Below are 20,754 nucleotides of genomic sequence, written 5' to 3'. Positions count from 1 at the left end.
GACCCCGCACGACGGCCCAGGCCGTCGTGCGGGGAGAGGCAAAAGCCGACGCGCCCCGCGAACCGCGCGCAGCCCGTCCCACACACGAAGGAAGGACCCCACCATGTCCGCAGTAACCGCAACTTCTGCTCCGACCAGAACCGTTGACGTCGCAGGGACCCCGTTCGCCTACCGCGAGGTGGGCACGGGCGAGGGCGTTCCGCTGGTCCTCCTGCACCACGTGACCGCGGTGCTGGACGACTGGGACCCCGCCGTCGTCGACGGCCTGGCAGCCGAGCGGCGCGTCATCCTGGTCGACCTGCGCGGGGTCGGCCGCTCCGGCGGGACCACCCCCGACACCTTCGAGGCGATGGCCGACGACACCGTCGCCTTCCTGGACGCCCTCGGCCTGGAGGAGGTCGACCTGCTCGGCTACTCCCTGGGCGGCATCGTCGCCCAGGTCGTCGCCCAGCAGTATCCCGACCGCGTCCGCCGGATCATCCTGGCCGCCACCGCGCCCGCCGGCGCCCAGGGCCCGGCTGCCACCGGCGCCACCCTCCAGACAGCCATCCAGAAGGCGACCGAACAGGGCAAGCACCCCAAGCACTTCCTGTTCTTCGAGCCGTCGCCGGCCGGCCAGGCAGCCGCGGACTCCTTCCTCGCCCGCCTGGACCAGCGCACCCCCGACGACCGGGACACCCCGATCTCCAACGAGGCCATCGGCGCCCAGCTCACCGCGCTCACCACGTGGGAGCAGGACACCTCGCCGGCCGGCCTGGCAGCCGTGAAGCAGCCCGCACTCGTCGTCAACGGCGACAACGACACGATGTGGCCCACAGCGGACGGCACCCTCCGCCTCGCCGAGCTGCTCACCGACGCCAAGCTCGCCGTCTACCCCGACTCCGGCCACGGCGGCATCTTCCAGTACCACGAGGTGTTCGTGCAGCAGGCCCTGGACTTCCTCCGCAACTGACCCCACACCGGGGCAGTTCTCAACCTTGTCCCGAACCGCCGTCCAGGTCGCCCTTCGCGGCCGCCGCCGGGTGCGACCACAACACCCGACTCGAGTGAGCAACACCGACCGGCACCTGGACGGCAAGCCCCAGGAGCCACGGGGCTCCGCATCTCTCATCGGCCAAGTCGCAGCCATGCCGAGCCGAAGCCGGTGATCCGTCGCCTGGCCTGCCTTGCAGGCTAGGGCGCGTATCGAGTCGCGATCAATCTTTGGAGTTGCCCTCGCGCTGGGGCCTGAACCGGTACATCGTCTTGCGTGACGCGAGTGCAACTGGTTGTGCGGGTCCCCCAAAGGTGCGTTCGCCGCAGCCTAGTGGTCGATGAGCAGGCCGATCCCTACGCCCAGCACCACGTACAGCGACCCCAACAGCCCCACCCAGCCGAAGCCGAGGGTGCCCAGCCGCCGGTTGTCCCTCAGGCGGTCGTCCGGGTGGCCGCTCTCCATCCAGCGGGTCCTCCAGCCGTGGAAGTCGAAGACCAGAGCCCCGCAGGCCAGCCCGCACGCGGCGAAGACCACCCAAGCGTCCGTTGCGGCGGATCATGTCTTCGGAGGCCGTATCGCCGTCGACCACCTCATCGGCCAGGGCCGAAGGCGGCTCGGCTTCGTATCGGCTGATCTCGACAACCTGCGTGTTCAAGACCAGCTCCGCGGTGCCGTGCTGGCTCTCAGCTCCGCACCCGGCGTTGCTCTGGAGGTCATTCGCACAACCAGTGGAGCTCTGGACGCGGGAGTCGCCTGCGCCGAGGCCATCGCCCAAAGGCCACAAGCGGAACGGCCGGATGGACTCTTCTGCACCAATCAAATCCTGGCGATCGGCGCGAGCCGGGTTTTCGCCGCCGGGTACAGCAGGCGAGAGTCCATGGATGTTGCCATCGTCGGCTACGACGCCCCCGAGATGACGTCCCTGGCCGCGGTACCTGTCACGGCCGTCCGAATCCCCTACCAGGAGATGGGCGCCGCGGCAGTGAACCTGCTCTTCGAGAGCATCTCCCAGATCCAGCAGGAGGGGAGCGCGTCTGGCGCTTCCACACGCTCTCACGTACGGCTCAACCCGGAGATCGTGTCGCTGGTGTCCACGGCGTAGCCCCACCGCGCCGACCCACGGGGCCACCGCGCCGCCCACCCGAGGGCGTGGTCATACGCGGGGAATCCCGACGCGTCGCAACCACGCTTCGATGTCGGAATCAGCGCCTTCGACTTGTTCGCCGCGGACCGCGAGACCCTCTGCGACGGCGGCGCCGGGGCAGGAGGCGGCGTAGTCGCGTCGGGTCGTTCCCAGGACGCTCATGGCGTAGGTGGTGACCGGGTGGACGGTCTTGCCCCGCCAATCGATGGCTTCGGTGAACGTCGTCATGATCATCGGTGCCCTGACGTTCCAGATGGGACTGCCCAGCAGGATCGTGTCGTAGTCGTCGAGAACGGGCAGGCGGCCGGCGACGGCGGGCCGGGCGTCGGTGTCCTGCTCGTGGACGTTGCGCCGGACGGTTGCGTCGTAGTCGTGCGGGTAGGGGTCGGCCGCCTGGATCCGGTAGGTGTCGCAGGTGATGTGGCTGCTGATCTTCCTCGCCAGGACCTCGGTGTTGCCCACCTTCAAGTCGGTGCGGCGGCCGTAGTAGTAGTTCTCGCCCGGCCGGGAGAAGTAGACCAACAGGACTCGCCTTCCGCTGCTTCCGGTCGTAGCAACCGACTGGGCGGGCGCGGAGGTTTCCGGCTGTGGTGAGGAAGGTGAGCAGCCCGTCAGATGGCTTCCGGTCAGAGCGGTGGCCCCTGTGAGTAGTGCCCGGCGCAGGACGGAGCGCCGGGCAGGGATGGCAGTGCTGTGCTGTGGAGTGATCACGGTGGACAGCTCCCGGTGAACCGTCGGGCTCGGGCGGTGCCAGGGGATGCCGCGAGTCCGCGTCGGGGCTCGCGACTGGCGGTAGCTGAGGTTCGGGCATGGAGCCGCTGCCGCGGCCCCTGCCGGTCAGCCGTCCAGGCGGCGCTTGCTGAGCCAGGCGACCATCTCGGGATCGTGGTGGTCGAAGAACAGCGTCGTGCCGGTGTCGAGCCCGGCGATCGCGGCCATCTGGTCGTCGGTGAGCTCGAAGTCGAAGACATCGATGTTCTGGGCCATCCGGTCGGGGTTGACCGACTTCGGGATGGTGACGATGCCGCGCTGGATCAGCCAGCGCAGTACGACCTGCGCCACGGACTTGCCGTGCGCCGCGCCTGTCTCGCTGAGGAGGGGGTGGGTGAACAGGTCGTTCCTGCCTTCGGCGAATCCGCCCCACGACTGGTGCCGGACGCCGTGCTCGCGCATGAGGTCGTGGTCGGTGGTGCGCTGGAAGAACGGATGCGTCTCGATCTGGTTGACCGCGGGCGTGACGTCGTTGTTGAAGATGAGGTCCAGGAGCCGGTCGGGGTAGAAGTTGGCCACGCCGATCGCCCTGGCCAGGCCCTCCCGGTGGGCGGCCTCCATCGCACGCCACTGGCCGTAGACGTCGCCGTAGGGCTGGTGCATCAGGTACAGGTCGAGGTGGTCCACGCCCAGCTTCTTCAAAGAGGTCTCCATCGCGCGCCGGGTGTTGTCCTGGGCGGGGGCGTCCTGGACCCAGAGCTTGGTGGTGACGAACAGCTCGTCGCGCGGGATGTCACTGGCTTTGACGGCGCGGCCGACGGCCTCCTCGTTGCCGTAGGCGGCCGCGGTGTCGAGGAGCCGGTAACCGGCGGCGAGGGCCTCGGATACGGCCTGCTCGGTCTGCTCCGGCGGGATCTGGTAGACGCCGAAGCCGAGGATCGGCATCTGCACGCCGTTGTTGAGGGTGACGGTCCGCACGGGATTTTCCTTGTCGCTCGGATGCCACAGTGGCCTGATGGACGGGGCGGGCGGACGGTCGGGATTGGACCTGATCCGCAGGCATGGGTCAGAGGGTGATGAGGGCCTTCAGGACGCGGCGGTCGGCCATGGCCTGGTAGGCCTGCGGGACCTGGTCCAGCGAGAAGCCTTGGTCGAAGACGCGGCCGGGGTTGATGGTGCCGTCCAGGACATCGGGCAGGAGCTGCTCGATGTAGGCGCGGGCATGGCTGGCGCCGCCGGTGAGGGTGATGTTCCGCATGATCATGGAGGGACCGACCGGTCCGTCCTCGTACTGCGGGACGCCGAGGCGGCTGATGGTGCCGCCGTCGTCGACGGCAGCCAAGGCGGTCTCCAGGGTCTGGCGGGTGCCGACCGCCTCGATGACCTTGCGGACTCCGTCGCCGCCGGCCAGGTCCCGCACCCGGGAGGCGCCTTCCTCGCCGCGTTCGGCGACGACGTCGGTCGCCCCGAACTCGCGTCCGAGGTCGGTACGGGCGGTGTGCCGGCCCATGAGGATGATCTGCTCGGCACCGAGGCGCTTGGCGGCGATCACCGCGCACAGCCCGACGGCGCCGTCGCCGATGACCAGCACCGAGTCGCCGCGGCGGACGCCGGCGGTGACGGCGCCGTGGTGCCCGGTGCCCATCACGTCGGAGAGCGTCAGCAGGGAGAGCAGGAGCGCGGAGTCGGCGCCGGCGGTGAGCTTGACCAGGGTGCCGGCGGCCTGCGGAACACGTACGGCCTCGCCCTGGCCGCCGTCGACCCCGTCGAATCCGTACCGGCCGCCGTTGCGGCACGACATGTGCAGGCCCCGAGCGCAGTAGTCACACGTGTTGTCGCAGTACGTGAACGGTGCCACGACCAGATCGCCCGCCTGGAGCCCCGACACCGCGGAGCCGATCTCCTCGACGACGCCGAGGAACTCGTGACCCATCGGCCGGCCGGTCCCTGCGACGGGCATCGACTTGTAGGGCCACAGGTCGCTGCCGCACACGCAGGACAGCACGACCCGGACGACGGCGTCGGTGGACTGCTGGATCTTCGGGTCGGGACGGTCCTCGATGCGGACGTCGCCGGCTCCGTACATCATTGCTGCACGCATGAAATTTGCTCCTGCCTGGAAACGTGTCTTGACGTGGGAGATCCCTGCCGGGCGCTCCCGGCCCCTTCGGTGCTCGCTGCTCAGCGTTCGAGCAACTGCGCCTGGGCCTCGGTGTGGGTCTCGCCGGCGGCGACCGGCAGACTGCCGAGCTTGTCGATCTGCGCGGCGGTCAGGGTGATGCCGTCGGCCACGGTGTTCTCCTCGACCCGGGCCACGCGCTTGGTGCCGGGTATGGGCGCGATGTCGTCGCCCTGCGCGAGCAGCCAGGCCAGCGCGACCTGGGCGGGCGTGGCGCCGACCTCGGCGGCGACGGCTTGGACCTCGTCGGCGATCGCCAGGTTGCGCTGGAAGTTCTCGCCGGTGAAGCGCGGGTTGCCGCGGCGGAAGTCGTCCTCGTCGAACTGGTCGGTGGAGCGGATGGTGCCGGTGAGGAAGCCGCGCCCGAGCGGTGAGAACGGCACCAGGCCGATGTTCAGTTCGCGCAGTACCGGCAGCACCCGCTCCTCCACGCCCCGGGTCCACAGGGAGTACTCCGACTGCACCGCGGTGACGGGATGGACGCCATGGGCGCGGCGGATGGTGTCCGGGCCGGCCTCGGACAGGCCGAAGAAGCGGACCTTGCCCGCGGCGACCAGTTCGCCGACCGCGCCGGCCGTCTCCTCGATCGGCACGTCCGGGTCGACACGGTGCTGGTAGTACAGGTCGATGTGGTCGGTGCCCAGCCGCTTGAGCGAGCCCTCGACGGCCGTACGGATGTTGGCTGGGCTGCTGTCCAGGTTCCACGCCCCCTCGCCCGCGTGTGACACCAGGCCGAACTTCGTCGCCAGCACCACCTGCTCACGTCGGCCCTTCAGCGCCCGCCCGAGAAGCTCCTCGTTGGTGTACGGGCCGTAGATCTCCGCGGTGTCGACCAGCGTGACGCCCAGCTCCAGCGCCCGGTGCAGGGTCCGCACGGACTCCGCCTCATCGGTGCCGGAACCGGTGTAACCGTGCGACATGCCCATCGCACCCAGTCCGATCCGGGAAACCTGCAGGTCACGCAGCTTGAGGTACCGCATCCACTCTCTCCGCTCTCCGTCGTCTCACGCGCTGTGTCCACCTCGCCTACCGACCACCCGTGATCGCCGACCGCGACGTGGTGAGGCCTGTGGACGCAGCTCGTCGTGTCTTCACCCTCGTGCTTTTCCGCGGTCGCAGGCAGGCCGAGCCGTTCGGGGGTAACGACAGGGCCCCCCACCGCGGGGCCACCCGGTGTGACACTGAAGCCATGGCATCCGAGCACCCCACCGGCGACAGCGAGGGCGCGGAGCTGGGCCGATTCCTGCGCGCCCGCCGCACCCAGACCAGCCCCCAGCAGGCCGGTCTCACCGTCGGCCCGGGGCTGCGGCGCACGCCGGGCCTGCGCCGCGAGGAACTGGCCACCCTCGCCGGGATCAGCATCGACTACTACGTCCGCCTGGAACGCGGCAAGGAGACTCGCCCCAGCCCGTCCGTCCTTGACGCGCTCGCCCGCGCGCTCCACCTGGACGACCAGGAGCACCAGCACCTTCGCGATCTCGCCGCCCGCGCGGCCCGCTACGCGCCCGAGCCACCCCCCGCACCGAGCCGCACCGTGCGCCCCCACCTGAAACTGCTGCTGGAATCGCTGCGGCCGAACCCCGCCTACGTCATCAGCCGCAGCATGGACATGCTGGCCTGGAACCCCGGCGGCCTGGCCCTGTACGCGGGCCTGGAGGACTGGCCGGCCAAGCACCGCAACCTCGCCCGCTACCTTTTCCTCCACCCCGCCGCCCGCGACCTGTTCCCGGACTGGGACCGCCAGATCACCGGCTGTGTCGCCCGGCTGCGAGCCATCGCCGGCACCGCCCCCGACGCCCCCGACCTGACCAACCTGGTCGGCGAACTCCTCCTCAAAAGCCCCGACTTCGCCGGGCTCTGGGAACGCTACGAGGTCACCGGCCACAAGCCCGCACGGAAGACCTTCCACCACCCCCGCGTCGGAACCCTCACCCTCACCTCCCAGTCCATGCACCTGGAAGGCACCCCCGGCCAGCGCATCGGCGTCTACACCGCAGAACCCGGCACCCCCGACCACGACGCGCTGCTCCTGCTCGACATGACCGCACCCCAGCCGACGCAACGCCCGGCGAAGACGGACGCGGAACAGCACCGCCAGCCTTGAAGGGGCGAACGCCCCTATCCCCCCATCCCTGTGCCCACACTCCCACAGGGACTACCGCTCCTCACCGGATCGGTGTCCAAGACGGCGACGGCGCCAAGCGGTCCCCACCTTCTCCGCGCCGCCCGCAGAGCCGGGCACACCGCGCCGAGGTCCTCGGCCCGCTTCCCGGCGGCGGCCGCGACGGCAGCCCGGTGGGGTAGACCGCCGCTGAGGAGGCGCCTGGCCGGCCCCCTCAGACTCGGTCATCCCGCCGTGCGGTCTGCCCGCCGTTCAGCTCGAACGGATGCCCTACTCTCGGCGGGTGACGCTCTACTTCGACCCGGTGGCCGTCCTCGGCAAGGACCGCGATGCCTTTCGGGGCCGTTGGGAAGACCGACTGTGGCTCAACGTCCCCGGGCCCTTCTACGGCGGGGAGACCGACACCTGCTGGACCGGACGGCTTGCGGCACCCGCTCACGTCCTCTATGGGGGCGAATACCTCAGCGAGTACGTCTATCGCCAGCCAAGAACGCCTGCGGACACGGCCCTGCTGGTCGAGGCGGCAGACAACGACCCGTTCCTCGGGTACGGCTGTGATGGCGACTCGCGATGGACACCGGAAACGGTCCGCGAGTGGTGGCACAGCCGCGGTCAGGTCGTGCAGTACCTGTCCGATCAGCGGAGCAAATGGGACGAGAGCGATGCCTGGTCAGGCCAGGGCATAGCCGCTGCCGTCCGCGACTTCGAGTTCTACATCGACGGCAACCTCGCAACCGACCTGCGGATCTACCTCTACTGGCTTCAAGAGCGGCGGTCTCCCGCACCCGTTGACCGGTTGCCCGAGCTGTAGCGCCACGCGGTGAGCGCGTGGGAGCCATGGTCAAGAGCTGTGGATCGACGTTCGACCTGCAGGCCATGACCCGGCCTCGCAGGATGGTGCGGCTGGGGTGGGCCAGAGCGGAAGCGTCGAGCGTGGGGTCGGTGTCGTAGGCGACGCAATCGGCGAGGGCACCGTCGACCAGGCCGGCCAGGCGAAGAGAGGAGCGGGCCGACCACGAGGCCGCGCCCAGCGCCGCCTTGGGCGACAGGCCCGCACGGACCTGCCACGCGATCTCCGCGCACGGCGGCCAGCCACGGGCGGGACTCCGCCGCCTTTGACGCGTACCTGCTCCGCAGGACCGAAGCCACCACGGACCGGTCCCGCCACTGCACCCAAGCTGCACCTCCAGACCACACGGTGCGGTCCTGGAGGTCTGCTGGGGGAGAGTGTCAGCTGAACAGCCCCGCCACGAAGATCAGACCGATGGCCAGGCCCGCAGCACCTCGGCGATCTTGTTCACGGTGCAAGCGGGATCGAGGAGGAGGTCACGCAGGGCGACGGCATCCTGATGAGAGGGTTTCACGGAGATTCCCGAAGCTTCGAGGTACATCACACCCGTGGCCGCGGCGACCGCAAGGTTGGAGCGCTCCAGCCACCGGCACCGGCCCAGAGTGTGCACCAGCGCCGCAGCCCGCGCGTAAGGGCCGTCGTACACCGGCCGCTCCATCAACTCGGCCTGGTGCCGGGCACACGCGGCCACAGGGACGCCGTAGTCGTCGGGAGCCGGATCACCGGCCCCCGCGAGCTCAGCCACCTGCAGGATCCACGGGACATCGATGTGCAGATCCATTACGCGGCGTCCGCCCCCGCCCCGCCCTGACCCTGCTCGGCCTCGTCAAAGGCCGCCTGGTGCTCGGCGAGGAAACGCTCCGCCGCGCCCATGGCGCGGGCCCGCAGACCGCTGGAGTCTTCCAGGACGAGCTGGGCGAGGTAGTCGCCGACGGACAGACCACGGTCCGCTGCCCGCTTCCGGGCGATCTCAGCGACCTCGTCGTCGACGCGTGCTCCGAGCTGTGTCTTGGCCATATCTGGATGGTAACAGCTGTTACCGGGCTTGGTGAGAACGGCGACCCAAGACCACGAGCCGGCGCCCCCTCCATGCGCCAGATCGTCCACGTCGTCCTCGACGACACCGCCCTGGTCGAGGCCGACCGCGCCCGCCCCGGCACCGCCGAACACATCGCAGCCCTGCCCGGCAAGACCGTCGTCGACCTCGACCTGCCCGCCGCCCTGACCGTCGCCCGGGAGAACACCTGGGCCGCCTCCCACACGCGCCAACCCGCACTGCCCCCTCCGGAACGCCCCGAGGGTGCGGTCATCGCCACCGCCGCCTCGGGCCAGTGGGCCGGGCAGCCCGTCAGGATCCTCGACCTCACCTGACTCTCGCGAAGCCGGCCCCCTCAGCCGTGCGGTACAGGCTCATCCGCGAGCGGGCCTCCCCGAGGCCCTAGGAGCGTCGGCCGGACCAGACGACGCGCAAGGGCAGGTCCACCGTGCCGGCCGCCGAAGCGGCGAGTTCGTCCAGTGACTCGGGGAGCCGCCGCGTGTACGGCTCGCGCATCGGCTCGAACGCGCTCGGCGCGGAGGGCCGCAATCACGACTGACCAGACCGCCGCGCATTGCCGGGCGTCGTGGCCCATGGCCGCAGCTTCTGCTTCAGGGGCGGGGGAGCAGCACGAGGTCGGGGCGGCAGGCGGTGCAGGGGGTGGCGTCGGTGCGCTGGAGTGCGGCGCGGGCTTGTTCGGTGGTCGCGGGTTTGAAGATGTCGCGGATGGCACGGCAGTTGCTGCGGTGGACGATGCGGGCGGGGCCGACGTTGCCGGTGAAGTGCGTGGGTTCTTCGATTTTCCAGTCCGGGGCGATCTGGTGCTGGATGGTCGGGCACCTTGTTGTAGTCCTGGTCGGTGATGGGCCGGCCGGGGCGAGGAAGACGACTGACGTGGGTTCGTCGGTCAGGTGGCCGCGGACGTCGGTGATGGAAGGCAGGCGGATCTCCAGTTCGTACCACCAGGATCCGTCGGCCTCGTGGAGTCGGCTCTTCACCACAGGTTGCTGGCCTCTCACAATCCTATGTGTCACACCTCAGTGGCAGACTGGCGGTACAACGAAGCTCCGGAAGGGCAGAGTGATGCGGCAGGGTCACCCGTCGAGCGCCACTGCTCGGGGGCGGCTGGTGCCACGGGGGGAGATGCGCGGCTGTGATCTTCGACAGTCTTGATGTGTCGTACGGCAACATGTGGGGTTCCCAGCGGGGAATGACGCATCCGGACCCGATGTCGCGCGCGGTCGCGGCACGCAGACATGCTGCCGGGATGGAGTACGCGGTTCTGCTGTCCGCGCGGGAGCGACCGCTGGCACTGGTCGAATACTGGCCGCGCCGGATGTGGCGTGTGTATCTGTTCGACGACAGGTCCTGGCGCATGCAGATGATCGACCTCGAGCCGCACAGCACGGGGATGTTGTTGGCTCGCCGGAATACCCGGTGGCAGTTTTCCGACGAGCAGGAGTACTCGTCCTGGAACTGGGATGTTCAGGAGACCACGACCGTCTCGGCCGACGGGCAGGTCGAGGTGAGGTCCGAGTTCGCCGGGCCGAGGGGAGCACTGCACGCTCTAGCAGCCGGCCCGTCGAGCGTCCCCGTGCGGCGGTTCCCGGCGCCCGTCGAAAGCTTCCTCTGCCCCGCACCGGATTTCGGCGACTGGCAGGTGTTCGCGCCGTTCCTCGCCCAGCAGGGCCACGAACCCGCCACGACCGTGGTCCTGAACGACGTGTCGGTGGACGAAGGATCGGGACCGCTGCGCGCCACCGGAATTGAGCAACTGTTCAGTCCGGGCGCGTGCGACACTCCGGATGGGCGGGCCGTCGTCGAGCCCGTTGACGCCGGCCTGCTGCGGATCACGTCAGGGCAACTGGCGGTCTCGGACCCAGGCTGGATCGGAGAGACCCCGCGGACCGTCGCTGTTCCACCGGGCGAGTTCCCGGTCACGCTGTCGCTTTTGCGCACCACACACGGGGCCGGTGTCGCCGCGGCCAGGGTGAAATTCCTGGACATCCCGCCCAGCGAGTGGGAAATGGCCCTCCGGCCCGACGAGGACCTGGGGCTGCTCGGCGAGGGCCAGTTCTACGGGGTTGGCGTGGATACCGGGACAGCGGCTTTTATGGATGCGACTCGGACGGTGATCGAAGACCAGCTGGACGAGGACCTGTTCGTACCCCTCGACAGCCATTTCACCGTCGAACTGCCCAGCACGGAGCCCGAGCCGAACCTCATCGCCTTCCGTGCCGGCCGGGGCGACGGGGCCTACCCTGTCTGGATCGGCCGCACCGATGACGGACAGGTTGGTTGCGTCGTCGTCGACTTCCAACTCCATTCCGCCGACAGGGGAGAGTAAGAAGCCGCCGACCATCGGTGCGAGGGCGCACTGCCCGAGACTGGGACCGCGGCGAACCCCCAGAGTGCACACGGCGATTGAGGAACTCGACAACTCGATCACCGACTTCGGCCTGGTGGACGTCTTCCCGGAGGACGTCAGCCCCCGGGCACATGGGCGACTACATCTCGTGGAAGGTCGTGGAGGGCCCCAAGGGTCTGCAGGGCGTCATCGTCTGCGACCACCCCGCGGTGCGGTTCGTCCTCGACGGCACCCGTCCTCACATCATCCGCACGGTGTTCGCCGCGTACGTCCGGCACCCGGGCACCAAGCCGTTGTTCGCGAACAACTCCGAACAACCCCGGGAGCTCGGCGGGGGCAACCCATCCGCGCAGGTCAGAAGAGGGGCAGCGCCGCGTCCTCGGCTGCTCGGGCGGCCTCGTCGGCGCCGAGCTCCAACTGGTGCGCGCCGGTCGGGAGGTCCACGACCACGCGGGAGCTGGAGCACGACACCAGGGCCCCGCCGTACTCGGACCGCATCCCCGGCTCGTCGTGACGCGAGAGCCGGCCCCGGCCGAGGGTGCCGGCGACGGGCCGGGCTGCGATGGGCCGGCCGCATGTCGGACAGGGAATGCGAGGCAGCTTCATGCCCCCAGTCTGCAGGGGCCCGCCGACAGTGGCGAGCGAGTAGGGCACGTTGTGCTTCGGCCTGGTCCTGTGGCGGTCAGTCCAGTGTGCGCACGTAGCCTGCATAAAAGCATCCTTTGAAAATCCTTAAGCCCTACGTCCGCTGGCGCAAGCCGATGGAGCTGCGGATAGGTGCCATCGGCATCGGAATGCGCGAGGTGGCCAACGCTGGGAGGCTCTTCCGGTGGAGTGACATAGTCACCGTCACGGTTGGGCGGCAACCGTACAGTCTCGATCCGCGCCCTTGCCTGACGGCGTGGCCGTTGCCGGGTGCGCATGACTGCGATCATGCCCGGCATTTGATCGACGGTCACCGGGGCTACGTTCTGGACCGGATCGACAGACTGCCGGGGGGCGCGGAGGCGGTCGTGCCGGTGTTGCGGGCGTATGCGGGGGAGCGGTACGCCGAGACGGCGTGACCGCCGTGGCGAGCGGACGATTCGACGAGCGCGGCACGCTGACGATGCGCGAACTTGAGGCGCTGCGGTCGCTGAGACCACGAACGGGTGCACGACGGGACGCACGACGCTGCGGGCGCCGGTGGCCGCGGGCGGCGGCGACCGGCGCCCCCGGTGCGTCACACCTTGGGCGGCACGGTGTTGCAGTCGGGAACCCCGTCGAGCCAGGCGGGTCCCTGGATGTAGATGTTGGTCATCCAGGCCTTGTAGTCGGGCAGGTAGGCCCAGACGTCGTTGGAGTAGCCCTCGGCCTCCACGAGTTCGGCGTGCTTTTGGCACTGCACGCGGATGGTGGTCGGGCCGGGGAAGGCGTAGACGCGGACGGCGCCGAGCGAGGGCGCCTGCTTGGTCCACACGCCGCTGCCCCAGGTGCGGTGGATGTGGCCGGTCACCGTACCGGTGTTGACGCGGACGGCGCCGTAGTAGTCGCCGCCCAGGCGGACGTCGCTGACCATGAGGCGGGTGCCGGACTCCTTGGCCTCCACCATCTTGCCCGCGCCGAGGTAGATGGCGATGTGGTGCAGGTCGTCGGAGCGGCCCCAGGCCAGCAGGTCGCCGGGGAGCAGCGGCGCCAGGCCCTGGGCGGCGGTGAAGCGGTTCGCCGCCCGGTGGGTGTAGTACTGCGTGCTGGCGGTGCCGTTGAGGATGTCCGAGCCGGCGGCACGAGCGTAGGCGTGGCGGACGAGGCCGGAGCAGTCGAAGCCGAGCCGCTCGGGGTCGTGGGCGCTGTCGGGGTCGGTCGGGTCGATCTGACCGTAGGTGGCGCCGGGTTGGGCGCCGTGGCCGCCGCCCCAGGTGTACCAGGTGCCGGCCGTCACCTCGGCGCAGGCGGCGGCGATGGCGGCTTCGGCGGCCGCGGAGGCCCCCGGGGCGAGAGCGCCGCACGTGGCGGCGTCCCGTTGCGGAGCGTGCGGCGGACTCGCGGCGGCGGTCGCGGCCGGCGCGGCGAGGAGAAGGGCGAGCAGGGCGATCAGTGTGTGGACGACTCTGGTTCGGCAGGCCATGCCAGGACCCCCGTTTTCTGGTGGTGTGCGGAACTGGTCGGACAGCAGCCTGGGGGCCGCGCCCTGGGCCCGTCGAGGTGCGGGGCGTCGCCCCGCTGCGGTGGGCAACGGGAAACCCTCGGGAAACCCGCGCCCACCTGGGAGTGCGGCCGTCACCCCCGGCCGTCACCTCGGCGGGCGCAGGCGGCCGGCCGCGGCAGCTCGGACGCGGGGACACCGGGCAGCAGGGCGGCGAGCTCGCGGGCGTCCAGGCCCGCGCGCAGCCGGCAGATCGCGGCCAGCCGGGCCTGCGGGTCGAGGTCCCACAGCCGGACGGTGCCGTCGGTGCTGCTGCTGGCGAGGGTGCGGCCGTCAGGGGCGAAGGCCACGCTCCACACCGAGTTGGTGTGTCCCGTCAGCGTCGCCCACCCCCGGCGCCCGCCGACGTCCCACAGGCGCACGGTGCGGTCGGTGCCGCTGCTGGCGAGGGTGCGCCCGTCGGGGGAGAAGGCCACCCCGCGCACCGAGCCGACGTGGCCGGTCAGGGTCGCCTCGGTGCGGTGGCGGCGCACGTCCCACAGCCGGACGGTGCCGTCGTTGCCGCTGCTGGCCAGGGTGCGGCCGCCCGGTGCGAAGGTGACGCTGCGCACCGCGCCGGTGTGGCCGGTGAGGGTGGCGACCCGGCGGTGGGTGGTGACGTTCCACAGCCGGACGGTCAGGTCGTCGCTCGCGCTGGCGAGGAGGCGTCCGTCGGGGCTGAAGGCGACATCGTTGGCATAGTCCTCATGGCCGGTCAGCACGGCCAGCGGCCGGCCGTCCGCGGTGTCCCAGAGCCGGACCGTGCGGTCGCTGCCGGCGGAGGCGAGGGTGCGGCCGTCGGGCGCGAAGGCGACGGCGAAGACCTGCCCGGTGTGGCCCTGCAGGGTGTCCAGCAGCCGGTGCCCGGCCACGTCCCACAGCCGGACGGTGCCGTCGGAGCCGGCGGAGGCCAGGGTGCGGCCGTCGGGCGCGAAGGCCACCGAGAAGACCGTCTCGGTGTGGCCGCGCAAGGTCGCCACCAGCCGGCGCCGGCCCGCGTCCCACAGCCGCACGGTGTGGTCGGTGTCGGCGGTGGCCAGCAGGCTGCCGTCGGGGCTGTACTGGGCCTGCCACACCTCGGTGAACGGGCGGGCCGTGAGCGCCGGGCCCGCGAGGTTCCACAGCACCACGGACTGGTCGAAGCCGGCCGTGGCGAGCAGGGCGCCGTCGGAGGTGACGGCGATGCCCAGCGCGTAGTCGGTGTGGCCCGCGAGCACGCCCGTCTGCCGCCCGCTGTGCACGTCCCACAGCCGCGTCGTCCCGTCGCCGACCGCGCCGGCGACCGTGGCGCCGTCGGGCGTCCAGGCGACGGCGTTGATGTCGTCGCTGCTGCCGGACAGCGTCGCGGTGAGGCGGCCGGTGCGCACGTCCCACAGCCGCACCGTCCGGTCGATGCCGCCGGACACCACTCCGCGGCCGTCCGGCGAGAACGCCACGCCCAGCACCCCGTCGGTGTGGCCCCGCAGCACGTCGAGGGAGCGGGCGCGGCGGAGGTCCCACAGGCGTACGGTGCTGTCGGCGCCGGCGGAGGCGAGGGTGCGGCCGTCGGGGGCGTAGGCGAGCGCGTACACGGCACCCCGGTGACCGGGCAGCGCGGCGGTGACGCGGTGCGCTCCCGTGCTCTCACGCACCTCGATCGTGCCGCCCGCGGTGGCCACGGCCACCTCGCGCCCGTGCGGGGCGAACGCCACCGCGCGGGCGGCCCGGGTGGCTGCCGGGAGGGTCGCCGTCACACGGCGGCGGGTGACGTCCCAGAGCTGGACGGGACCGCTCGTCGACGTCGCCGCGAGGGTGCGGCCGTCGGGGCTGAAGGCGATGGACCGCACCGGCCCGCGCACCGGCAGCACGGCGACCGTGCGGTGTCCGGGCATGCTGCGCAGGATCACCGTGCCGTCCGAACTCCCCGTCGCCAGCAACTTGTCGCCCGGGGCGAAGGCCACCGTGTTGACGGGTCCGCGGTGTTCGTCGAGCCGGGCGGCGAACGGCTGGGACTGGGTGCTCAGCAGGGCGCCGCGCGCCTCGGGGGTGTCGTGGGTGCGGAAGGCCTGCTCCGCCAGCAGCATCGACGCCTCCGGGCGGCCGCCGGCGAGGGAGGCCGAGCGGACGGCGAGGGCCTGGGAGTACGCGACGTGTGCCTGGCTGCGGGCGCTCTCGCGCTGCTGGTAGGCGAGCCCTCCGGCGGTGACCGCGAGCCCGAGCAGGACGGCGAGGGTGGCCAGCAGGTACTGCCGCAGCCGGGCCTGACGTCCGAGCTGCCGGCGGTGGCCGTCCTCGGCGGCCTGGCTCGCCCGCAGGAACTCTTCCTCGCCCGGATTCAGGCGGCTCCATCCGTCCAGTTCGTCGGCCCAGGTGCGAACGACGTCCAGCCGGGTCCCGCGGTACAGCGCGGAGGGGTCGCGGCCCTCGCTCTCCCATGCGGCGGCGGCATGGGCCAGTTGCTGGTGCAGCAGCAGTCCGGCGCGGTCGGCGTGGATCCAGTCGCGCAGGCGCGGCCAGGCGTGCAGCAGCGCTTCGTGCGTGATCTCGACGGTGTCACGGTCGAGGGTGATCAGCCGGGCCCGCACGAACGCGTCGAGCACGGCGGCGGCCCCCTCCGCATCCGTGAACTGCCCCATCAGCGCGACCCTGCTCACACGACGGCGGGTGACGCCGCTGCCGTCGGTGACGAACACCAGCCGGGACAGGATGCGGCGGATGGTGCGCTGCTCTGCCGGGTAGAGCCGGGCGAAAACCGTCTCCGCCGTCCGCGCGATCGCGCCCTGGATCCCTCCGGTCCGCTCGTACCCGGCGACGGTCAGGGCGGCGCCCTCGCGCTGCTGCCAGGTGGCCAGCAGGGCGTGCGAGAGCAGGGGCAGCGCGCCGGAGGGGGTCTCGTCGCCGCTGCCGTTGCCGCGGGCGGTGCCCGGCTCGCCGTGCAGCCCGACGTCGCGCAGTAGCAGGGGGAGCAGACCCGGTTGCAGGGTGAGCCCGGCGCGTTCCGCGGGGCGGGTGATCGAGGCGCGCAACTCCGCCTCGGACATCGGGCGCAGGACGAACAGCCCGTCGGTGAAGACCGGTGCGAGGTCCGGCAGGTCGAGGCAGTTGCCGATGAAGTCGGCGCGGACCCCGAGTACCACGATGCCGGGGATGTGCGGGTCCGCCGTCGGTGGTGGGCCGGCCAGGGCGACCAGCACACGGACGAAGGCGCGTCGTTCGTCCTCGTCGGCGCAGGTGGTGAAGAGTTCCTCGAACTGGTCGACGATCACCACCGGACGCGACGGTGGCGGGCGCCGCTCCCCGGGCGCGGCCAGTGACCCGCCCGAGCGGGCCATGATGCCTTCCAGCAGCGCAGTGGGCTCGCGCCGGAGCTGCTCGGCAGTGACACCGAGGTCCTCGCCCAGGGCCTTCGCGGTCCGCTCCAGCAGCTCCTCGAGCGGCCGCGCGATCGGGGTGAGGGTCACCAGCGGCCACCGGTCGGCCCCCGGCATCGGGAAGTCACCGCGCCGCAGCGCCGGGACGAGACCGGCGTGCAGCAGGGACGACTTCCCCGCGCCGGACGGCGCGACGAGCATCAGCAGCCCGCTGCCGAGCCGTTCGAAGATCCGCTCGACCAGAACGGCGGTCGCCCGCTCCCGGCCGAAGAACCACGCCGAGTCCTGCGGACCGAACGCCGACAGCCCCCGGTAGGGACACGCCCCCTCGGACTGCGCGCCGGTCCCGTCCGCCTCCTCGCGTGGCCCTGGCGGCTGTTGCGGTACGCGCTCGACGAGGTCGAGCAACTGCCCCTCCGCGTGCAGCACTTGGTCGCAGAGCCGGGCGACGTCGACGGTCGCCCGTTTCGCGCCGGTCTCGATCTTGCTCAGGTAGCCCTTGCTGTAGTGGGTCCTGCGGGCCAGGTCGGCGAGCGACAGACCGCGTTCACGTCGGAGTCGTCGTAGTTGCGCGGGGAACGAGTGCGTGGTCGGCGCATCCGGGTTCCCCGCGTCGTGGTGGGCTGCTTCGCTCGGGTGGCGCGGGTCGACCACGATGTCCCCCCAGGGCAGTACGGCCGTGAAACGGCGCACGTCGAGGCTACTGGGGGGACGGCTGGGGCATCCCGGTGTTTCGTCGGTATGGCGCAAAGACGCACGCCCGAAGCCGCGTCGACGGCTCCGGACGTGCGTCCCCAAGGTGCCCCGGCGGGGCGTGCCCTCAGGTGAGGGCGGTGGCCCCGCGCACCGCTCGCCGGCCGGGCGGATCAGGTCAGGGTCGCCCCACAGCCGCCGCTGACCCACTGGTGCGACCGGATGTTGTTGTCCACGACGTTGCTGTCGGTGAAGTAGTTGTCGGACAGGTTGTCGGCGTACAGCTCGCCCGGGTACAGGCAGGTGTGACCGCCTTGGTAGTCCTCCAGGTAGAAGAACTTCACGATGGACAGGCTGCCCGTGTAGCCCCGGTTCATCACCGAGGACGCCCGGTCGTTCGCGCCGCCCCAGTTGGAGCTGTTGCCGGCGGCGACGATGATCGGGCTGCCGTTGCAGTCGTAGCCGTCCCAGGCGTACATGTTGCCGTTGCGCGCCCCCCACTTGCTGTCGCACACGGTGCCGGCGACGCCGCTCTCAGCGGCCTGCGACGTGGCGGCCGGGACGGCCACGCCCAGGGCGGTGAGCCCGATGAGCGCTGCGGAGACGGTGAACTTGCGCATGGTGGTTTCCCTCGTTTCTCGATGGTGCCCGGTGGTGGTGCGCCGGCGGGGCGGGGCGTCGGGTGCCCGTGGGGTGCCCGCGCCGGTGGACGGGGCGCTTCCGTGCGCGAGATGGTCAGTCACGCTCCGGAACGATGCGCACCGCCCGGTCGTAGGCCTGCCGGCCGAGACGGCGGTAGGTGTCGATGTCCTTGACGTACCGGTCGGGCAGGCGGTCCATGTAGTGCTTCTCCCGGGCCGTGGCCACGGCCCGCAGGGAGGTGCGGCGCGCACAGCCGGCGTCCGCGACAGCGGTCCTGCGCTCGGCGGCGAAGGCCTCGTCGGCGCGGGCCGCGCCCAGCCGCAGGGCCGCGGCCCGCACGCCGTCCTGGGCGGCCTGGGGGTCGGGGTAGGGCTCGCCCCCCTCGCGCATGCACGCGGACCACGCCTGGACGGCCGAGGTGAGCTGCGGGTCTTTCATCAGCCGCCCGGCGTAGAGGGAGTTGGCGCTCAGCGCGATCTTGCTGGTGCGGAACCACGCGGCGGGATCGCCGTAGAGCGTGCGCTCTGCCTCCTCGGTGCAGCCGCCGATGCGCTTGCGGATCTCGCCGCCGTTCGGCATCGGGGCGGTGAGCATGCGGGCGCCGTCGCCGCCGTCCAGGGCCTCGTCGAACAGGGCGCGGCGCGTGGCGGGCAGGTCCTGGCGGTAGGTCCCGTTGACGTTGCGCTCGCGCAGCCGCGCGCTCTTCGCCTCGATACGGCTGCCGTAGCCGTAGGTCCGCGCCCACGCCAGGTCGTCCTGGACGAAGCGCACGGGCCGGCTCTCCTGGAGCGTCAACTCGCGCTCCTCCTGGTAGGTGAAGCCCTGGCGGCTCATGCACCGGCTGGTCAGCCGCTGAAGCGCGTCGTTGACGCGGACCTCTTGCCGCCAGGTCAGCGCCGGTGTGCGCACGCCGGTGTCCTGGCGGGTCCGTCCGCCGGCGTCGCCGGCGCCGTCACCGCAACCCGTCACCACGGCAGTGGCGAGCGCGGTCACCGCACACAACGACAAGAGCGCACGTCTCATGGACCCCGATTCCCCCTGCCGCCTCATGGCCCCGATCCCCGGGCCGCCCGGTCCCCCGTGCGGCACCGGAGAGGGCGCCCCCCTCGGTTGCCGCCGGCCACGGTCGTGCCGTGCGCCGACGGGACACAGACTCGTGGCGCCGCCCGGCGGGGTCGACAGGTTTCCCGTTGCCCACCGGCTGCCGGACCGGGAAACCGGGGGAGAGGTGGGGGAACGGGGCGGGGGAGGCAACGTCTGCTGAGCAGCCCGGAGGAGGGAATGCCGACGTACGCTCGGGCGCCTCCCGCTGCGGCTGCCCGGGCGGTGCCTCGCGCGGGAGGACCACGTTCTCCGCGCTCCGCCCGGTGGGGGCCATCCACGGCGCCGCCTACGCTCCTGGCGCGCTCACGCCCACGGTCGCGACCAGTCTGGTGGTCACCGTCCGGACACCGGGTCGGGCCGCCAGGGCCGGCGGCACCGGCTCCTCCACCCGGTGCGCCGCGGCGGGGTCCGGCAGGCCGGGCAGCGCCTGTGCGTCGGCCTTCAGGACGGCCTGCACGGTGACCGACACGATGCCGTGCGGGGCAGGGGCGATCGGGGCGGGGTGGGTGAGCAACTGAGCGACGCAGGAGACGTCGCCGCGGATGTCCGGCTCGGACCGGGAGTTGAAGACGACCTCGGCCACGCCGGCCCGTATCGACTTCAGCCGGTCCACCTCGCCGGGCGGACCGGTCAGCTGAGCGTGGGTGAACGCCGGGCCGGGCGACGGTACAGAACCCGAGGCTGCTCCTGGGCAGAGGGCGGGAGTGGCCTGGAGCCTCCTGGGCCACACGGCGCAGGATCAGTGTGGCAGCCGCCCGGGGTGTGAACGGGCGTGGTGGCACGGGCGTTCCGGGATCCTCGACCGCAGCGACAGCACTTCCCGCCCGGCGGGTCGGAACCTTGGTCCGTCCCCCGTCAGGCGGGAGGCAGCCGCCGCTTGTCCGGGCCCGGACGTGCTGCCCTGAGTCCCACCCAGATGTCGGCTGATGGCCGGGTTCGGTACGTCCCGGCGGTCAGGGGCGGCGGAAGCGCCGGTCGGGGTCACGGGCCCGGTCCTCGTCGGACGGGCTGAACCACTCCAGCGGGACCGATGTTGACCATGCCCAGGGCGCGGTCGCCGTCGCTGTCCTCATCGACGCCCGGCTGTCCGGACTCTGCCACGTCCACGACCCCGCCGTGCAGTGGGGGCAGCCGACCGCATCCGGGAAGACGTGCCCGATCGCGACCGGCGAAGGCCCATGCTCGCACCATGGCGGGACACCGCCCCTTGTGCAGGAAGCCGCAGATGGGCGCCCAATACCCGAACCAAGTAGATCATGCGACAGGTGCACGATCGGGCAGGATCCGACCCCCTTCGTCAACCGCAGTTCGTGGTGGAGCAAGCGACTGCGGACGCACAGCGGGGGATCTGAGCCGGCCCGGCTCAGATACCCCGCTGTGTGGGGCTTGTGAGTCGGTCAGACGTTGGCCACGCA

The 20,754-nt window shown here is 71.4% G+C and carries 19 protein-coding genes and 1 pseudogene; 6 read left to right on the top strand and 14 right to left on the bottom strand.

Annotation, left to right across the window (positions count from 1 at the left end; all coding sequences use genetic code 11):
- Nucleotides 1-103 precede the first annotated feature (103 nt).
- A complete protein-coding gene (locus ACFWVC_RS29740) occupies nt 104-952 on the top strand; it encodes an alpha/beta fold hydrolase (RefSeq protein ID WP_384293808.1) in 849 nt (282 codons plus the stop codon).
- A gap of 351 nt (nt 953-1,303) precedes the next feature.
- Here ACFWVC_RS29740 and ACFWVC_RS29735 read toward each other — a convergent pair whose 3' ends face one another.
- A complete protein-coding gene (locus ACFWVC_RS29735) occupies nt 1,304-1,510 on the bottom strand; it encodes a hypothetical protein (RefSeq protein WP_384293824.1) in 207 nt (68 codons plus the stop codon).
- Between ACFWVC_RS29735 and ACFWVC_RS29730 the strand changes: the two genes are divergently transcribed.
- Nucleotides 1,437-2,078 (top strand): substrate-binding domain-containing protein, encoded by a 642-nt coding sequence (locus ACFWVC_RS29730; protein ID WP_384293818.1) that lies wholly within the window; start codon nt 1,437-1,439, stop codon nt 2,076-2,078. The genes ACFWVC_RS29735 and ACFWVC_RS29730 overlap by 74 nt on opposite strands.
- Nucleotides 2,079-2,129: 51 nt before the next feature.
- On the opposite strand, the gene ACFWVC_RS29725 is transcribed toward ACFWVC_RS29730, so the two are convergent.
- The 4 genes from ACFWVC_RS29725 to ACFWVC_RS29710 all read right to left on the bottom strand — a co-directional run bounded on the left by ACFWVC_RS29725 (nt 2,130) and on the right by ACFWVC_RS29710 (nt 5,990).
- Nucleotides 2,130-2,642 (bottom strand): flavodoxin, encoded by a 513-nt coding sequence (locus tag ACFWVC_RS29725; RefSeq protein ID WP_384293802.1) that lies wholly within the window; start codon nt 2,640-2,642, stop codon nt 2,130-2,132.
- Between the two features lie 315 nt (nt 2,643-2,957).
- Nucleotides 2,958-3,809 carry an aldo/keto reductase gene (locus ACFWVC_RS29720; RefSeq protein ID WP_384293800.1) on the bottom strand — a complete coding sequence of 284 codons (852 nt, stop codon included), beginning with the start codon at nt 3,807-3,809 and terminating at the stop codon, nt 2,958-2,960.
- 88 nt (nt 3,810-3,897) lie between these two features.
- Nucleotides 3,898-4,932 carry a zinc-binding dehydrogenase gene (locus tag ACFWVC_RS29715; RefSeq protein ID WP_384293797.1) on the bottom strand — a complete coding sequence of 345 codons (1,035 nt, stop codon included), beginning with the start codon at nt 4,930-4,932 and terminating at the stop codon, nt 3,898-3,900.
- Between the two features lie 80 nt (nt 4,933-5,012).
- Nucleotides 5,013-5,990: an aldo/keto reductase gene (locus tag ACFWVC_RS29710; RefSeq protein ID WP_384293795.1), complete on the bottom strand. Its 978-nt coding sequence runs from the start codon at nt 5,988-5,990 to the stop codon at nt 5,013-5,015.
- Nucleotides 5,991-6,199: 209 nt separating this feature from the next.
- Here ACFWVC_RS29710 and ACFWVC_RS29705 point away from each other — a divergent pair, with 209 nt between their 5' ends.
- Nucleotides 6,200-7,114 (top strand): helix-turn-helix transcriptional regulator, encoded by a 915-nt coding sequence (locus ACFWVC_RS29705; protein ID WP_384293792.1) that lies wholly within the window; start codon nt 6,200-6,202, stop codon nt 7,112-7,114.
- Between the two features lie 301 nt (nt 7,115-7,415).
- Nucleotides 7,416-7,943, top strand: a complete 528-nt coding sequence (locus ACFWVC_RS29700; RefSeq protein ID WP_384293790.1) for a ferredoxin — start codon at nt 7,416-7,418, stop codon at nt 7,941-7,943.
- Nucleotides 7,944-8,388: 445 nt separating this feature from the next.
- Here ACFWVC_RS29700 and ACFWVC_RS29695 read toward each other — a convergent pair whose 3' ends face one another.
- Together ACFWVC_RS29695 and ACFWVC_RS29690 are read right to left on the bottom strand one after the other, a co-directional pair.
- A complete protein-coding gene (locus tag ACFWVC_RS29695) occupies nt 8,389-8,763 on the bottom strand; it encodes a fic family toxin-antitoxin system, toxin component (RefSeq protein WP_384293788.1) in 375 nt (124 codons plus the stop codon).
- On the bottom strand, nt 8,763-8,999 hold the full coding sequence (locus ACFWVC_RS29690) for a hypothetical protein (protein ID WP_384293785.1): 237 nt from the start codon (nt 8,997-8,999) through the stop codon (nt 8,763-8,765). The genes ACFWVC_RS29695 and ACFWVC_RS29690 overlap by 1 nt, the downstream gene beginning before the upstream one ends.
- A gap of 108 nt (nt 9,000-9,107) precedes the next feature.
- On the opposite strand from ACFWVC_RS29690, the pseudogene ACFWVC_RS29685 reads away from it, so the two are divergent.
- Nucleotides 9,108-9,353: pseudogene (locus tag ACFWVC_RS29685) on the top strand (hypothetical protein); the annotation flags it as partial.
- 276 nt (nt 9,354-9,629) lie between these two features.
- On the opposite strand, the gene ACFWVC_RS29680 reads toward ACFWVC_RS29685, so the two are convergent.
- Complete coding sequence (locus ACFWVC_RS29680; protein WP_384293782.1) at nt 9,630-10,016, bottom strand: DUF6233 domain-containing protein; 387 nt, start codon at nt 10,014-10,016, stop codon at nt 9,630-9,632.
- Between the two features lie 155 nt (nt 10,017-10,171).
- On the opposite strand from ACFWVC_RS29680, the gene ACFWVC_RS29675 reads away from it, so the two are divergent.
- Complete coding sequence (locus ACFWVC_RS29675; RefSeq protein WP_384293779.1) at nt 10,172-11,365, top strand: DUF4241 domain-containing protein; 1,194 nt, start codon at nt 10,172-10,174, stop codon at nt 11,363-11,365.
- A 375-nt stretch (nt 11,366-11,740) separates the two neighbouring features.
- Here the strand turns inward: ACFWVC_RS29675 and ACFWVC_RS29670 are convergent, their stop codons facing one another.
- The 6 genes from ACFWVC_RS29670 to ACFWVC_RS29645 form a co-directional block, all read right to left on the bottom strand.
- On the bottom strand, nt 11,741-11,992 hold the full coding sequence (locus ACFWVC_RS29670) for a hypothetical protein (protein ID WP_384293776.1): 252 nt from the start codon (nt 11,990-11,992) through the stop codon (nt 11,741-11,743).
- Nucleotides 11,993-12,608: 616 nt separating this feature from the next.
- Entirely contained in the window at nt 12,609-13,493 is an 885-nt protein-coding gene (locus ACFWVC_RS29665) for a C40 family peptidase (protein ID WP_384293774.1), read from the bottom strand.
- 152 nt (nt 13,494-13,645) lie between these two features.
- A complete protein-coding gene (locus ACFWVC_RS29660; RefSeq protein ID WP_384293771.1) occupies nt 13,646-17,593 on the bottom strand; it encodes a helix-turn-helix domain-containing protein in 3,948 nt (1,315 codons plus the stop codon).
- A 173-nt stretch (nt 17,594-17,766) separates the two neighbouring features.
- Nucleotides 17,767-18,213: a peptidase inhibitor family I36 protein gene (locus ACFWVC_RS29655; protein WP_384293768.1), complete on the bottom strand. Its 447-nt coding sequence runs from the start codon at nt 18,211-18,213 to the stop codon at nt 17,767-17,769.
- Nucleotides 18,214-18,328: 115 nt separating this feature from the next.
- Nucleotides 18,329-19,258: a hypothetical protein gene (locus tag ACFWVC_RS29650; RefSeq protein WP_384293765.1), complete on the bottom strand. Its 930-nt coding sequence runs from the start codon at nt 19,256-19,258 to the stop codon at nt 18,329-18,331.
- A gap of 367 nt (nt 19,259-19,625) precedes the next feature.
- The gene (locus ACFWVC_RS29645; protein WP_384293762.1) at nt 19,626-19,952 is read right to left on the bottom strand and encodes a hypothetical protein; all 327 of its coding nucleotides are present in this window, start codon (nt 19,950-19,952) and stop codon (nt 19,626-19,628) included.
- Between the last annotated feature and the right edge of the window lie 802 nt (nt 19,953-20,754).

The organism is Streptomyces sp. NPDC058691 (genome assembly GCF_042714775.1).
In the GTDB taxonomy this organism is placed as follows: Bacteria; Actinomycetota; Actinomycetes; order Streptomycetales; family Streptomycetaceae; genus Actinacidiphila.
Note: the sequence above shows the minus strand (reverse complement) of the source record. Positions and strands in the feature narration are given on the sequence as shown.

Coding starts and splice junctions, on each gene's coding strand:
- ACFWVC_RS29710 (WP_384293795.1), bottom strand. CDS start 5,990: ATGCGGTACCTCAAGCTGCGTGACCTGCAGGTTTCCCGGATCGGACTG.
- ACFWVC_RS29650 (WP_384293765.1), bottom strand. CDS start 19,258: ATGAGACGTGCGCTCTTGTCGTTGTGTGCGGTGACCGCGCTCGCCACT.
- ACFWVC_RS29740 (WP_384293808.1), top strand. CDS start 104: ATGTCCGCAGTAACCGCAACTTCTGCTCCGACCAGAACCGTTGACGTC.
- ACFWVC_RS29690 (WP_384293785.1), bottom strand. CDS start 8,999: ATGGCCAAGACACAGCTCGGAGCACGCGTCGACGACGAGGTCGCTGAG.
- ACFWVC_RS29715 (WP_384293797.1), bottom strand. CDS start 4,932: ATGCGTGCAGCAATGATGTACGGAGCCGGCGACGTCCGCATCGAGGAC.
- ACFWVC_RS29705 (WP_384293792.1), top strand. CDS start 6,200: ATGGCATCCGAGCACCCCACCGGCGACAGCGAGGGCGCGGAGCTGGGC.
- ACFWVC_RS29655 (WP_384293768.1), bottom strand. CDS start 18,213: ATGCGCAAGTTCACCGTCTCCGCAGCGCTCATCGGGCTCACCGCCCTG.
- ACFWVC_RS29695 (WP_384293788.1), bottom strand. CDS start 8,763: ATGGATCTGCACATCGATGTCCCGTGGATCCTGCAGGTGGCTGAGCTC.
- ACFWVC_RS29665 (WP_384293774.1), bottom strand. CDS start 13,493: ATGGCCTGCCGAACCAGAGTCGTCCACACACTGATCGCCCTGCTCGCC.
- ACFWVC_RS29670 (WP_384293776.1), bottom strand. CDS start 11,992: ATGAAGCTGCCTCGCATTCCCTGTCCGACATGCGGCCGGCCCATCGCA.